This is a genomic window from Streptomyces noursei, from assembly GCF_001646665.1.
GTDB classification, from domain to species: Bacteria; Actinomycetota; Actinomycetes; order Streptomycetales; family Streptomycetaceae; genus Streptomyces; species Streptomyces lavendulocolor.
The window spans coordinates 81,458-95,391 of the sequence record NZ_LWBU01000395.1 but is presented as its reverse complement, the minus strand read 5'-3'; the positions used below and the strand labels follow the sequence as shown (position 1 = coordinate 95,391).

At 75.0% G+C, this 13,934-nt stretch carries 11 protein-coding genes; 3 read left to right on the top strand and 8 right to left on the bottom strand.

What is annotated here, in order from left to right; translation table 11 throughout:
• Nucleotides 1-105: 105 nt before the first annotated feature.
• The 4 genes from A4V12_RS32360 to A4V12_RS32345 all read right to left on the bottom strand — a co-directional run bounded on the left by A4V12_RS32360 (nt 106) and on the right by A4V12_RS32345 (nt 6,473).
• Nucleotides 106-1,368 carry an SWIM zinc finger family protein gene (locus A4V12_RS32360; protein ID WP_064073055.1) on the bottom strand — a complete coding sequence of 421 codons (1,263 nt, stop codon included), beginning with the start codon at nt 1,366-1,368 and terminating at the stop codon, nt 106-108.
• Entirely contained in the window at nt 1,365-4,337 is a 2,973-nt protein-coding gene (locus A4V12_RS32355) for a DEAD/DEAH box helicase (protein ID WP_079137543.1), read from the bottom strand. Before A4V12_RS32355 ends, A4V12_RS32360 begins: the two co-directional genes overlap by 4 nt.
• A gap of 93 nt (nt 4,338-4,430) precedes the next feature.
• Nucleotides 4,431-5,894, bottom strand: a complete 1,464-nt coding sequence (locus tag A4V12_RS32350) for a carboxylesterase/lipase family protein (RefSeq protein ID WP_234372423.1) — start codon at nt 5,892-5,894, stop codon at nt 4,431-4,433.
• A 96-nt stretch (nt 5,895-5,990) separates the two neighbouring features.
• Complete coding sequence (locus A4V12_RS32345; protein ID WP_064073053.1) at nt 5,991-6,473, bottom strand: DoxX family protein; 483 nt, start codon at nt 6,471-6,473, stop codon at nt 5,991-5,993.
• A gap of 586 nt (nt 6,474-7,059) precedes the next feature.
• Here A4V12_RS32345 and A4V12_RS32340 point away from each other — a divergent pair.
• Nucleotides 7,060-7,329, top strand: a complete 270-nt coding sequence (locus A4V12_RS32340) for a DUF6343 family protein (RefSeq protein ID WP_199831443.1) — start codon at nt 7,060-7,062, stop codon at nt 7,327-7,329.
• Between the two features lie 13 nt (nt 7,330-7,342).
• Here the strand turns inward: A4V12_RS32340 and A4V12_RS32335 are convergent, their stop codons facing one another.
• The 4 genes from A4V12_RS32335 to rpsA all read right to left on the bottom strand — a co-directional run bounded on the left by A4V12_RS32335 (nt 7,343) and on the right by rpsA (nt 11,223).
• Nucleotides 7,343-7,735 (bottom strand): tetratricopeptide repeat protein, encoded by a 393-nt coding sequence (locus A4V12_RS32335; protein ID WP_064073052.1) that lies wholly within the window; start codon nt 7,733-7,735, stop codon nt 7,343-7,345.
• 97 nt (nt 7,736-7,832) lie between these two features.
• Complete coding sequence (gene coaE / locus A4V12_RS32330) at nt 7,833-8,456, bottom strand: dephospho-CoA kinase (RefSeq protein ID WP_064073051.1); 624 nt, start codon at nt 8,454-8,456, stop codon at nt 7,833-7,835.
• Between the two features lie 36 nt (nt 8,457-8,492).
• Nucleotides 8,493-9,431 (bottom strand): PAC2 family protein, encoded by a 939-nt coding sequence (locus A4V12_RS32325; protein WP_064073050.1) that lies wholly within the window; start codon nt 9,429-9,431, stop codon nt 8,493-8,495.
• 286 nt (nt 9,432-9,717) lie between these two features.
• Nucleotides 9,718-11,223, bottom strand: coding sequence for a 30S ribosomal protein S1 (gene rpsA, locus A4V12_RS32320; protein WP_064073049.1), 1,506 nt, complete (start codon nt 11,221-11,223; stop codon nt 9,718-9,720).
• Between the two features lie 371 nt (nt 11,224-11,594).
• Between rpsA and A4V12_RS32315 the strand changes: the two genes are divergently transcribed.
• Both A4V12_RS32315 and A4V12_RS39340 read left to right on the top strand, forming a co-directional pair.
• Nucleotides 11,595-12,389, top strand: coding sequence for a class I SAM-dependent methyltransferase (locus A4V12_RS32315; protein WP_064073048.1), 795 nt, complete (start codon nt 11,595-11,597; stop codon nt 12,387-12,389).
• Nucleotides 12,389-13,934 (top strand): DEAD/DEAH box helicase (locus A4V12_RS39340; protein ID WP_234372422.1); only part of this gene is annotated, 1,546 nt, incomplete at its 3' end. The genes A4V12_RS32315 and A4V12_RS39340, both read left to right, overlap by 1 nt.

Here is a 13,934-nt window from a genome sequence, read left to right as displayed (position 1 = left end):
TTCGAACCCTCACAGGCTCTGCACCGGTCGTCCTCCCCGGCCGGTCCCAGCGCCCGGGAGCCCGGACCATGGGCCGGGGCCGGGGCCGGGAGCCGGCCGGGCGCCTCAGCGCTCCAGCAGGTCGGTGAGCGCGCCGACCGGGTCGGCGTCGGGGGTGCCCCGTGGCCACCAGTCCTCGCGGTCGGGATCCGACTCGTATCCGTACCAGAGGCCGTCGCGGCCGTAACGCAGTTGCAGCGACCGGCTGGAGAGGCGGTTGCGCCAGGGGCGGAAGTGGGGGAGGTCGGCGGCGATGAGGGCGGGACGGGCCCGGTCGAAGGGGCCGGCGGGCGGGTCCCACGGCTCCTCCAGGACGGCGAGCCCGGCCGGTCCGCCCTGGCGCCAGGCGGCGACGGCACGGGCCAGGTCGGCGGGGGTGCGGTCGAGGGCGGCGGCCAGGTCGCGGTACAGGGCCCGGGTGGAGGCGGTCAGGCCGGAGCCGGGGTGGGCGGCCGCGAGGCGCACGGCGTCCTGCCAGGGGCTGAGGGCGGCGACCGGGTCCTGGCCGGTGGTCAGGAAGGCGTGCGCGCGGGCGGCCGCCTCGGTGGCCAGCATCTCCAGGGCCAGGGGGTCGGGGGCCTCGGGGTCCTCCGGGTACAGCGGCGGACGCCCGGGACCGTCGGGTGCGGGCAGGGGCGGCGGCAGGGCCGCGGCGGGCGGGGCGGTGACGGCCGCGGCGGCGGGGACGGTGGGCATGGGCGGCGGCGCGGCGCCCGCCTCGGCGGCCTCGTGGGCGGCGTTGCGGTGTCCGAGCGCCGCGAGGATCTCCTGCTCACCCCGGCCGCGCATCAGGAAGAGGACGAACGGGTCCTCGTCGAGGAGCCGGGCCGCCTGGTAGCAGAGGGCGGCGGCGTGTTTGCAGGGGTAGCCGTGGTCGGGGCACGAGCAGTCGGGGACGAGGTCACCCGGCCCGGGGAGCAGGTCGACCGCCGCAGCCAGGGCGTGCGGCACGTCCTTGTCGAGGAGCGCCGCGATGTGGTCGGGGCGGGCGGCGGCGGCGTCCAGGAAGCGCTCCCAGTCGTCGTCGCCGAGGACCCGCAGCCGGATGTCCGTGCGGTACGGGCGGGGCCGGCTGCCGTGGACGTACGCCGTGACGCGGCCCGGCGTCACGGTGATCGCGTCGACGTGCCCCATGGTGGCGTACGCCCGGCCGCGCGCGAGGCGCGCCGGGTCGAGCGCGGTGTCCTCCAGGGCCTCCACCCAGGCGTTGCCCCACCAGGTGGCGGCGAACTTGCCCTCCGGGTGCCGCGCGGGCGCGAGCGGGGGGAACGTGCGGCGGCGGTCGTCGTGCAGCGGGACGCGCCGGGCGCCGGGGCGGTGCGGGCTCACGACAGCCTCCTGAGGGACACGAGGTCGGCCAGCTCCCGGTCGGTCAGCTCGGTGAGGGCGGCCTCCCCGGAGCCGAGGACCGCGTCGGCCAGGGCGCGCTTGGCCAGCAGCATCTCCGCGATGCGGTCCTCCACCGTGCCCTCGGCGATCAGTCGGTGGACCTGCACCGGCTGGGTCTGGCCGATGCGGTAGGCGCGGTCGGTGGCCTGCTCCTCGACCGCCGGGTTCCACCAGCGGTCGTAGTGCACCACGTGGCCGGCCCGGGTCAGGTTGAGCCCGGTGCCGGCGGCCTTGAGGGACAGCACGAACACGGGTACCTCGCCCGTCTGGAACCGGTCCACCATCCGCTCCCGCTCCGCCACCGGTGTCCCGCCGTGCAGCAGTTGGCAGGGGACCGCGCGGGCCGCGAGGTGGGCCGTCAGGAGCCGGGCCATGGTCACGTACTGGGTGAAGACCAGGACGGAGCCCTCCTCGGACAGGATCGTGTCGAGGAGTTCGTCGAGGAGGGCGAGCTTCCCCGAGCGGCCGGCCAGCCGGGCGGACTCCTCCTTCAGGTACTGGGCGGGGTGGTTGCAGATCTGCTTCAGGGACGTCAGCAGCTTCATCACCAGGCCCCGGCGTGCGATGCCCTCCGCTCCCTCGATCCGCGCCATCGTCTCGCGCACCACCGCCTCGTAGAGCGTGGCCTGTTCACGGGTGAGGGGCACCGGGTGGTCGGACTCCGTCTTGGGCGGCAGCTCCGGAACGATGCCCGGGTCGGACTTCTTGCGGCGCAGCAGGAAGGGGCGGACCAGCCGGGCCAGGCGCTCGACCGCCTCGTCGTTCTCGATCTGCTCGGCGTTCTCGACGGCGCGGGCGTGGCGCGAGCGGAACGCCTTGAGCGGGCCCAGGAGGCCGGGGGTGGTCCAGTCGAGCAGCGCCCACAGCTCGGACAGGTTGTTCTCGACGGGGGTGCCGGTGAGGGCGACGCGCGCGGGCGCGGGGATGGTGCGCAGCGCCTTGGCCGTCGCGGAGAAGGGGTTCTTGACGTGCTGGGCCTCGTCGGCGACGACCATGCCCCACTCGTGGGCGGCCAGGTGTTCGGCGCTGGTGCGCATCGTGCCGTACGTGGTGATCACGAAGCCGCCCCGGAGACCGTCCAGGGTGCGGTCGGTGCCGTGGAAGCGGCGCACCGGTACGCCGGGGGCGAAGCGGGTGATCTCCCGCTGCCAGTTGCCGAGCAGGGAGGCCGGGCAGACGACGAGGGTGGGGGCGGGGCGGGCGCGGCGCAGGTGGAGGGCGATGAGGGTGACGGTCTTGCCGAGGCCCATGTCGTCGGCGAGGCAGCCGCCGAGTCCCAGGGACGTCATCAGGTCCAGCCAGGCCAGGCCGCGCAGCTGGTAGTCGCGCAGGGTGGCGTCGAGGCCGGGCGGCGGATCGACGGTGCCGGGGCCGGCCACCAGCCGGTCGCGCAGCGCCGCGAGGGCGCCGACGGGGACCGCCTCGACCGTCTCGCCGTCCACCTCGGCGGTGCCGCTGAGCGCCACGGCCAGTGCGTCGACCGGTTCCAGCAGGCCCAGCTCCCGCTTGCGGGCCTTCCGCACGAGCGCGGGGTCGACGACCACCCACTGGTCGCGCAGCCGCACGATGGGGCGGTGTGCCTCGGCCAGGGCGTCCATCTCCCGCTCGGTCAGCGGGTCGCCGTCCAGCGCCAGCTGCCAGTTGAACCGCAGCAGCTCCGCGCTGTCGAAGAACGCGGTGCCGTCGGTCGCCGAGCCGGGCGCCGGCCGGACGACCGCGGCGGCGGTGAGCGACCGCGCCAGCTCCCTGGGCCAGTGCACGGTCACGCCGGCCGCGCCGAGCCGTGCCGCAGCCGGGCCCAGCAGCTCGTACAGCTCGTCCTCCGTGAGCGACACGACGTCGGGGACGTCCCGCTCCAGCAGCCGGGCGAGCGGGGCCCATACGCGGGCGGCGCGGCGCAGCGCCAGGACGGCGTCGATCCTGGCGCGCGGCCCGAACTGCTCGGTCCCCTCCCCCGCCCACAGGGCGGCCGCGTCGACGACCAGGGTGGGGTCGGCGAGGCTGTGGACCTGGACCAGCGCGGCGGCGGCCTCCCGCTCCCCGCCGCCCTCGTGGAGGGTGTCGAACAGCTCGTACCCGGACAGGTCGAGACGGAGGGAGACGCGGACCCCGGCGTCCATGCCCGCCGCCGCCTCGGCGGCCCAGGCACGCGCGCGGGGCAGGTGCTGGGGGTCGCGGGCCGCGAAGGGCTTCCCGGCGGCGTACGCGGCTGCCGGGGTGCGGGGCAGGGTGTCGGCGACCGCGTCGAGGAACGCGCGCACCAGGGCCTCCGGCTCGGGCAGCCGGAGCGGGCGGGAGCCGGTCACGGGTACGGCGTGGGCCTCGTACGGCATCGCCGCCGCGACCGCCCGGAGGTGGGCGATGTCGTCCGCGTCCAGCGGCCCGGCCCGCCAGGCGTCGAGGTCGCCCGCCGTGAGCCCCGGCAGCAGCCGGCCCCGCCCGGCCACGTGCAGGGCGTGCAGGGCGGCGGCGCCCCAGCAGGCGGCCGCGGGGTGCGCGTCCGGGGCATGACGCGCCGCGACCAGCACGGGCAGGGCGTCGGCCACCGGCAGCACCACCGCCGGCACGTCCCGGCCGCGCACCCCGCGGCCGTGCGCCCGCACCACCGTGAGGGTGTCCTGTCCGGAGCCGCCGCCAGAGGGCCACGGGGGCAGGGGCCGGTCCTCGGGGGACCAGAAGGCGACCCGGCCGTCGCGGGGCAGCGCGGCGGGGAGGAAGACGGCGGCGCAGGTGTGCAGCGGCACGGGCGGCGACGCGTGCGGCGACCCGCCCGGAGGGGTGCCCGGAGGGGTGCCCAGGGGGACGTCCGCCGGGAAGCGCGCGGAACCGGCGGCCGGACCGCTCACCGGACCGCTCGCCGCGATGCCCGGTGGAACGGCGGCACCGATGGGCAGCGGACGCCGCGGCATGGCCGGTCACCTCCCCTCCCGCTGGTCGTGTCGTGGATCTACGACCTTACGGCGGGGGTCTGACAATCGGCTCCGGCCGCCGCTCGCGCCCCGTCAGCGCACCCCTTCCCACAGCGCACGCTCGGCGCCGCGAAGGTCGTCGACGGGACCCGGACCCGGACCGCCGTCGTCATCGTGGTCGTCGTCGAAGACCATCGTCGTCCGGTGGCCGGTGTCGTACGCGGCCCATCCCGGGTCGCCGGTGGCCGCGAACGCCACCCACGCCCCGTGCATCGCGTCCGCCACGGCCTGCGACGGGTCCTCACCGATCATCGGGGCGTACCGCGGGTCGTGGAGCCGGTCGAAGACGTAGGCCAGCTCACCGGCGTGACAGGCTCCGAGCTGCCCCTCGTAGGCGGAGGAGCGCCGCGCGAACTCGTACATGTACGACCCCGGCACGGACTCGGCCAGCCGGATCGCCGGGATCCGGTAGAACCAGTCCGTCGCCAGCGCGTCGAAGATCTCCCCCGGTCCGGCGCCGGGACGGGCGTCCCGGTACACGGGCAGAACCTCGTCCGGATCGAGTCCGTACGCCTCGGCGGTGGACCGGAGCTTCTCCTCCGGCAGGAGGTGCAGCCGGCCGGTGGGCACCAGGAAGAGCCGGTACTCCTCGCGGTTGCTGCCGATCAGCAGGTCGACGCCGCAGTCCGGGCCAGGCAGGGCCGGGCCGTCGGCCACCGGCTCGAAGGGCATCGCGTTGAGCGCCGCCTCGCCCCAGAGGGCAGGGTCCGGGCGGGCGCCGAGCTCGCCCCGCAGCTCCGCCTGGGCGGTGAGGAGGCGGTCGAGCGGTACGGCGGCGAAGGCGTCGGCCGTCGGTTCGACGCCGAGCTTCGCGGCCAGCCGGGCGGCGACGAGGCGGGCCGACGCGGGGCGGAGGAAGTGGTGCGCCGCGCCGCTCTGCAGGATGGCCCGGTGGAACAGGCCGCGTGCCCGCGCGTCCGCCAGCAGGATGCCTATGCTCATGGCGCCGGCCGACTCGCCGAAGAGGGTCACCCGGTCCGGGTCGCCGCCGAAGTTCGCGATGTTGTCGCGGACCCATTCGAGCGCCGCGATCTGATCGAGCAGCCCTCGGTTGTCCGGGGCGCCGTCCAGGTGCGCGAACCCGTCCGTCCCCAGGCGGTAGTTGAGCGACACGAACACGACGCCGTCCCGCGCGAAGGCGCTGCCGTCGTACGCGGAGGAGGACGCCGCCCCGTTGGCGAAGGCCCCGCCGTACAGCCACACCATGACCGGGAGGCGGTCGCCGGGCCCCGGGGACGGGGTCCAGACGTTGAGGTTGAGGCAGCCCTCGCCCGGCACCGTCGTCTCCGGGAGGAGGGTGTCGAAGGGCGGGGCGTAGGGGGCCTTGGGCGGGGTGGGCCCGTGGGTCGCCGCCTCCCGTGTCCCCCGCCACGCGCGCGGTGGGGCCGGTGGCCGGAAGCGCAGTGGGCCGAAGGGCGGGGCGGCGTACGGGATGCCGAGGAAGGAGGCGGTCCCGTCGGCCGAGATGTCACCGCGTACGGCGCCCTGCCTGGTCATGCACACCGGTCGCATGGAGGTCCCTTCGTCGCCTGCCCCTCTCGTACCGTGCCGTCCCGTCCGGCGTAAAGGTCCTCCGCCGAGGCGTGTGCGGGCTCACACGCCCCGTGTGCCGGACGGAACCCGGCCGCCGACCCGGCGCAGCAGAGCGGCGGTACGGTCCCGGCGGGCCCGGGCGACGACGGCCAGCAGCACCGCGAAGATCACCGGCGTGTACCAGAACTGCCCGCCCAGGAAGGCGATCTGCGTGACGAGGGCGCCCGCCATCAGGCCGATCAGCGCGAGCGCCGCCACGCCGGACAGCGCGGGTACCACCAGCGCGACGGCACCGGCCAGCTCCAGGGCCCCCACCAGGTACATGAACCAGTCGCCGAGACCGATCGCGTCGAAGGACGCCGCGGCCGAGGAGTGTCCGACCAGTTTCGGTCCGGCGCTCGGGATCGCGAAGAAGAGGGCGAGCACGATCTGCAGGGCCCGGACGCCGGTGTCGGCGCGGCGGCTCGGAGCGGCCGGGGCGGAGGCGGGGACCGCGGGGGAGGCGGCAGGGGCGGACGCGGCGGCGGGGGTGGTGGCGGTCATGTCGGTCTCCTCGTACGGGCGTTGCCCGGGGCGGTGTGTCGCTGTCGTGGAGGTTGACCGGGGAGCCGCCCGGAACTCATCGGTGCGGCGGCCGCGCGTGCAGCCGGGTTCCGTCGTCGGTCGGGTACGCGCCGGGGGGGGTGAGCCCCGCGGGCGGGCGTCCGGAACACGCGCGCCGCGCCGACCACCGCGAGCGCCCTGTCCCGCGTTCACCGGTAGCGCGGGTGCGCGCGGGGGCTCCGTACGGTCCTGATGCCCGGGCGCCCGCTCCCGGGCCCGTGCCGGTGCCGGTGCCCCGGCCGGCTCATCCGCGGTGACGGCGGCCGGCAGGGGTCGAGCCGGCAGGTTCCCCCGGCGGCGGCGTCCGGCCCGGTGGCCCGAAGACGCGCCTGCCGACGAGCCCGCCGTCCGGGTCGGCCGCGCACCCGTCCGCGGCGATGAGCACCAAGCCGTACCGCGCACCGATTCTCGCGGGCATGCGCCACCACGGCCCCGCCGCCCGGCGCGTACCCCCGGCCCACCCCCGGCCCGGATCGAATCGCGTCCCCGTGGGTACTCGCCGGGCGGGAGAGCGATCATCATGCGCATGCGTACCGGCAGTGAACCGAGAACGGCACGCAGCCCCCTGCGGATCCGCTTCGCGCTGGGCGTGTGGGGGCTGATCTGGGCGGGCGCCGGAACCGCGGCCTTCGCCATGGCGGGCCGCCCCGGCTGGGCGGTGGCCTGCGGCCTGCTGACCGTGGTCGTCGTGGTCGACCTCGTGGTCGTCCTGCGCCACATCCGCCAGGGGCCGCACTACCAGCCCGGCCGCGACGTGCCCCCGTACGAACCGGACGACCGGCCCGGCGGGCGGTAGCGGCGGCGCCCGCTCATTCCTCGGGCGGCACGTCCGCGGGGAAGTCCACCGGGAAGCGCGCCGCCTCCAGGTACTCCGGCTTCGGGTCCAGCGCGGCGGCCAGCCGGAAGTGGCGCTTCGCCTGCTCGGGGCGGCCCGAGCGCTGGAAGGTGCGGGCCAGCGCGAAGTGCGCGAACGCGTTGTCCGGCTCGCGCTCCAGCACCAGCTCGAACTCCAGCTCGGCCGGTCGCAGCTGGGCGGCGGCGAAGAACGCGCGGGCCCGCAGCAGCCGGGCCGCGGTGTTCTCCGGATGCGCGGCGATCACGGAGTCGAGGAGCTTGACGGCCCCGCGCGGGTCCCGGGCGGCGAGCAGCTGCTCCGCCGCGCGGTAGTCGATGACGTGGGTCTCCGGGTTGGTCTCGGGCACGCTCGGATCCTTCCCTCGCTCCGGCGGTTCAACATGCGCGGCCGGCCGGGTATTCCGCCGGCGGCCCCCGCCGCACTGCTCCCCCGTACCGGCGCCGTCACGCGCCGGGAGCACCCCGCCGTTCCCCGCCGGCCCGCTCGACCAGCCGGTCCCACACCTCGCGCACCTGCGGTTCGAGCGCCTCCAGGGGGCCGTCGTTGTCGATCACCAGGTCGGCGACGGCCAGCCGCTGCTCCCGCGTCGCCTGTGCGGACATGCGGGAGCGCGCGTCGGCCTCGGTCATCCCGCGCAGCCGTACGAGCCTGTCCAGCTGTGTGCCGGGGGACGCGTCGACGACCACGACCAGGTCGTACAGCGGCGCCAGACCGTTCTCCGTGAGCAGCGGTACGTCGTGGATGACGACCGCGCCGGGTCCCGCCGCCGCCTCCAGCTCGGCGGAGCGGGCGCCGACCAGGGGGTGGACGATGCCGTTCAGCGTGGCCAGCGACTCGGGGTCGGAGAAGACGATCGACCCGAGCCGGGGGCGGTCCAGGGTCCCCTCGGCCGTCAGGACGTCCGGGCCGAACGCGGCGACGACGGCCGCGAGCCCGGGCGTCCCGGGCTCGACGACCTCGCGGGCGATCTTGTCGGCGTCGATGAGGACCGCTCCGTACGAGGAGAGGAGCCGCGACACCTCGCTCTTTCCGGCGCCGATTCCGCCGGTCAACCCAACCTTCAGCATGGACGGAAGCCTAGGGGGTGCTCTGCCGGACCCGCCCTAGAGGTCGCCCTCCCGCTCGGCCAGGAACCGCTCGAACTCGCGTCCCAGCTCGTCGGCCGACGGCAGGTCCACCGGTTCGGCGACCAGGTTGCCGCGCGTCTCGGCGCCGGCCATCGCGTCGTACTGGTGCTCCAGCCCCTGGACGAGCGCGGTCAGCTCCTCGTCGCCCTCGCCGATCTGCCGCTCGATCTCGGTCTGGGTGCGCTGCGCCTGGGTCCGCAGCGCGTGCGCGATGCCGGGCAGGACGAGACCGGTCGCCGCGGTGATGGCCTCCACGGCGGTGAGTGCCGCGTCCGGGTAGGCCGACCGGGCCACGTAGTGCGGGACGTGGGCGGCGACACCGAGGACGTCGTGTCCGGCCTCCATCAGCCGGTACTCGACCAGCGCCTCGGCGCTGCCCGGGACCTGTGCCTCGTCGAACGGGCTGCGGTGCCCCGGCATGAGGTCGGTGCGGTTGCCGTGCGGGGTGAGGCCGACGGGCCGGGTGTGCGGGACGCCCATGGGGATGCCGTGGAAGTTGACCGAGAGCCGTACCCCGAGCCGTTCGACGATCTGCCGCACGGCCTGGGCGAAGAGCTCCCACTCCACGTCCGGTTCGGGCCCGGACAGCAGCAGGAACGGCGCCCCGGTGGCGTCCTGCACGAGGCGGACCTCGATGGACGGCGTCTCGTACCCGGTCCAGCGGTCGCGCCGGAAGGTGAGCAGGGGGCGGCGCGCCCGGTAGTCCACCAGCCGGTCGTGGTCGAAGCGAGCCACCACCTGGTGTGGCTGCGAGTCCAGCAGGCTGTCGACGATCTGCTCGCCGGTCTCACCCGCGTCGATGTATCCGTCGAAGTGGTAGAGCATGACAAGACCGGCCGACTCCTGTGCCAGCGCCACGTCGACGACGGCCAGGCCCTTGGGGTCCCATGCGTACAAATCCTGCGGATCAAGCACGATTACCGCTCCTCCTCGTGTTCACAGGGAAGAACGTCACTCGCCGTACCGGCATTCCCCCGGAGCGCTCATTTCCGGCCCGACCGGGCCCGGCCCGGCCAGACGGGGCCCGGCCCCGCGGACAACGCCCCGGCCCGGCCCGGGACGCGGACCGACGCCGGCGCCGTCGCTCACGCGCCCTCCGGGGGCAGGTGCCTCCGGCGCGCGCGCACGACCGAGGCCCGCCCCCTTGCGGGGACGGGCCTCGGTGTTCAGCCGTTACCGGCGTTCAGCGGTGAGCCGGGATTCAGCTCTGGCCGCCGGCCAGCTTCTCGCGCAGGGCAGCCAGGGCCTCGTCCGACGCCAGGGCGCCGGAGTTGTCGTCCGACTCCGAGGAGTACGAACCGCCCGAGACGCCCGCCGGGGCACCGGCCGCGGCGGCGGCGGCGCCACCCTCGGCAGCGGCGGCCTCGTCGGCCTCGCGGGACTTGATGACCTGGGCCTGGTGCTGCTCGAAGCGCTGCTGCGCCTCGGCGTACTGGGTCTCCCACGCCTCGCGCTGGGTCTCGTAGCCCTCGAGCCAGTCGTTGGTCTCGGGGTCGAAGCCCTCGGGGTAGATGTAGTTGCCCTGGTCGTCGTACGACGCGGCCATGCCGTACAGGGTCGGGTCGAACTCGACCGAGGCCGGGTCCGAACCGAACGACTCGTTGGCCTGCTTCAGCGAGAGGCTGATGCGGCGGCGCTCGAGGTCGATGTCGATGACCTTGACGAAGATCTCGTCGTTGACCTGGACGACCTGCTCCGGGATCTCCACGTGGCGCTCGGCCAGCTCGGAGATGTGGACCAGACCCTCGATGCCCTCGTCCACGCGGACGAACGCACCGAACGGAACCAGCTTGGTGACCTTACCCGGGACGACCTGACCGATCTGGTGCGTACGGGCGAACTGCTGCCACGGGTCCTCCTGCGTCGCCTTCAGCGACAGGGAGACACGCTCGCGGTCCATGTCCACGTCGAGAACCTCGACGGTGACCTCCTGGCCGACCTCGACGACCTCGGACGGGTGGTCGATGTGCTTCCAGGACAGCTCGGAGACGTGGACCAGACCGTCCACGCCGCCCAGGTCGACGAACGCACCGAAGTTGACGATCGAGGAGACGACGCCGGAGCGGACCTGACCCTTCTGCAGGGTGGTGAGGAACGTCTGGCGAACCTCGGACTGGGTCTGCTCGAGCCAGGCACGGCGGGACAGGACCACGTTGTTGCGGTTCTTGTCCAGCTCGATGATCTTCGCCTCGAGCTCCTTGCCCACGTAGGGCTGGAGGTCGCGGACACGACGCATCTCGACGAGGGAGGCCGGCAGGAAGCCACGGAGGCCGATGTCGAGGATGAGACCACCCTTGACGACCTCGATGACGGTGCCGGTGACGATGCCGTCCTCTTCCTTGATCTTCTCGATGGTGCCCCAGGCACGCTCGTACTGGGCGCGCTTCTTCGAGAGGATCAGGCGGCCTTCCTTGTCCTCCTTCTGGAGAACAAGGGCCTCGATCTCGTCGCCGACCTTGACGACCTCGTTCGGGTCGACGTCGTGCTTGATCGAGAGCTCGCGGCTCGGGATGACACCTTCGGTCTTGTAACCGATGTCGAGCAGGACCTCGTCCCGGTCGACCTTCACGATGACGCCGTCGACGATGTCGCCGTCGTTGAAGTACTTGATCGTCTCGTCGATCGCGGCGAGGAAGGCTTCCTCGTTACCGATGTCGTTGACCGCAACCTGCGGGGTGGTGGCGGTGGTCTCGGTGCTGCTCGTCATGTGGGAAAGGGCTCCGGTACGGACATTGAAGTCGTAGGTACTGCTACGCCGAGAGCCCGTATCGCAGCTGAAGAAGCCGGACAGCCAAGGAAGCGCCCATCCCCGCCAGGGGAGGCGCCTCGACAACCGAGGGGACATACAACAGATGCGAGCGCGACCTGCTCCGTCTGAGGCGCGCAGGCCCGCAGCGCAACCTTTAGCATACGGGGACGGCCGGACAGGGTCAATGCGCGAAGGCGCACACCCGGGGCAGAACGTCGCATACCCGGCACATTTAAAGTTTCCCAAGGCCATCGTGGCCGCGACCGCGGCTTCCGGCGGGGCATCCCGCTCCCCGGAGGAGCAGTGCGCAACCTACAACGGCGGGCGGGATGATCCAAGAGTACGAGCCTGAGGCAACTCGGCGCCAGGCCGGTGACGAGGAGAGCAGCCGGGCGAGCCGCGGCTGGTGGGACCGGAACGCCGACGAGTACCAGAGCGAGCACGGGGAGTTCCTCGGGGACGACCGGTTCGTGTGGGGCCCGGAGGGGCTGGACGAGGCCGACGCGGGCCTCCTGGGGGACGTCGCCGGCCTCGACGTGCTGGAGATCGGGGCGGGCGCGGCCCAGTGCTCGCGCTGGCTGGCCGCCCGGGGCGCCCGGCCCGTCGCCCTGGACCTGTCCCACCGGCAGCTCCAGCACGCCCTGCGCATCGGTGCGGACGTGCCCCTGGTGGAGGCGGACGCCGCCGCGCTGCCCTTCCGGGACGGCGCCTTCGACCTGGCGTGCTCGGCGTACGGGGCGGTGCCCTTCGTGGCGGACCCCGTGCGGGTCTTCCGGGAGGTGCGCAGGGTGCTGCGGCCGGGCGGACGGTGGGTGTTCTCGGTGACCCACCCCATCCGGTGGGCCTTCCCCGACGAGCCGGGGCCCGAGGGCCTGTCCGTGGCGGCCTCCTACTTCGACCGCACCCCCTACGTGGAACAGGACGACGAGGGGCGCGCGGTGTACGTGGAGCACCACCGCACCCTCGGGGACCGGGTGCGGGACGTGGTGGCGGGCGGCTTCCGGCTGGTGGACCTGGTCGAGCCGGAGTGGCCCTCCTGGAACACCCAGGAGTGGGGCGGCTGGTCGCCCCTGCGCGGCAACCTGATCCCCGGGACGGCGATCTTCGTCTGCGAGCGCGTGTGATGCGACTGCGGGACGAGGCCCGGGACCTTCCCGTACGCACCGCCCTGCCCGCTCTGGAGCGGGCGCTGGACGGGCACGGGTCGGCGGTGCTGTGCGCCCCGCCGGGGACGGGGAAGACCACCCTGGTGCCGCTGGCGCTGGCGGCGGGGGGCGCGCGCGTCGTGGTCGCCGAGCCCCGGCGCATCGCGGCGCGGGCCGCGGCCCGGCGGATGGCGTGGCTGCTGGACGAGCGGGTGGGCGGCCGGGTGGGCTTCACGGTGCGCGGCGAGCGGGTGGTGTCGCGGGAGACGGTCGTCGAGGTGGTGACGACGGGTGTGCTGCTCCAGCGGCTCCAGCGCGACCCGGAACTGGCCGGGGTGGACGTGGTGATCCTGGACGAGTGCCACGAGCGGCACCTGGACGCGGACACCTGTGCGGCGTTCCTGCTGGACGTACGGGCGGCCCTGCGGCCCGAGCTGCGGCTGGTCGCCGCTTCGGCGACGACCGACGCGGAGGGCTGGGCGCGGCTGCTGGGCGGCGCTCCGGTGGTCCGGGCCGAGGGGGTGGCGCATCCGGTGGAGGTGGTGTGGGCCCCGCCGGCCGGGACGGTGCGCCCGCCGCACGGGACGAGGGTGGACCCCGCGCTGCTGGCGCACGTGGCGTCGGTGGTGCGGCGGGCGCTGGCGGAGCGCGCGGGCGACGTGCTGTGCTTCCTGCCCGGTGTCGGGGAGCTCGCGCGCGTGGCGGGGCTGCTGTCCTCCGTGGACGCGGAGGTGCTCCAGGTGCACGGGCAGGCACCGGCGGCCGTGCAGGACGCGGTCCTCTCCCCCGGCGGCGGGCGGCGGGTGGTACTGGCGACGTCGGTGGCGGAGTCGTCGCTGACGGTGCCGGGCGTGCGGGTGGTGGTGGACTCGGGGCTGGCCCGCGAGCCGCGGGTGGACCACGCGCGGGGCCTCGGCTCCCTGACGACGGTACGGGCCTCCCGGGCGGCCGCCCGGCAGCGCGCGGGGCGGGCGGGGCGCGAGGCGCCGGGCGTGGTGTACCGGTGCTGGACGGAGGCGGAGGACGGGCGCCTGCCCCGGTTCCCGGCGCCCGAGATCCAGGTGGCGGACCTGGCGGGGTTCGCGCTGCGGGCGGCCGCCTGGGGCGACCCGGACGCGGCGGGCCTGGCGCTGCTGGACCCGCCGCCCGCGGGCGCCATGGCCGCCGCGCGGTCGGTGCTGGCGGCGATCGGCGCGGTGGACGCCGCGGGCCGGGTGACCGGCCGGGGCGCCACCATGGCCCGCCTGGGCCTGCACCCGCGCCTGGCGCGGGCGCTGCTGGACGGGGCGCCGGCGGTCGGTGCGCGGCGCGCCGCCGAGGTGGTGGCGCTGCTGAGCGAGGAGCCGCCGCGTGCGTACGGCGACGATCTGGCGGCCGCGTGGCGTGCGGCGCGGCGCGGTGGCGACGCGTACGGGGCGCGGTGGCGGCAGGAGGCGCGGCGGCTGGCCCGGCAGCTGGACGCCCCCGGCGCGGGCGACGGGCCGCAGGCGGGTGGCGCGGCGCAGGCGGGCGGTCCCGCGGGGG

Coding starts and splice junctions, on each gene's coding strand:
- coaE (WP_064073051.1), bottom strand. CDS start 8,456: ATGCTGAAGGTTGGGTTGACCGGCGGAATCGGCGCCGGAAAGAGCGAG.
- A4V12_RS32350 (WP_234372423.1), bottom strand. CDS start 5,894: ATGACCAGGCAGGGCGCCGTACGCGGTGACATCTCGGCCGACGGGACC.
- A4V12_RS32340 (WP_199831443.1), top strand. CDS start 7,060: ATGCGTACCGGCAGTGAACCGAGAACGGCACGCAGCCCCCTGCGGATC.
- rpsA (WP_064073049.1), bottom strand. CDS start 11,223: ATGACGAGCAGCACCGAGACCACCGCCACCACCCCGCAGGTTGCGGTC.
- A4V12_RS32315 (WP_064073048.1), top strand. CDS start 11,595: ATGATCCAAGAGTACGAGCCTGAGGCAACTCGGCGCCAGGCCGGTGAC.
- A4V12_RS32345 (WP_064073053.1), bottom strand. CDS start 6,473: ATGACCGCCACCACCCCCGCCGCCGCGTCCGCCCCTGCCGCCTCCCCC.
- A4V12_RS32355 (WP_079137543.1), bottom strand. CDS start 4,337: ATGCCGCGGCGTCCGCTGCCCATCGGTGCCGCCGTTCCACCGGGCATC.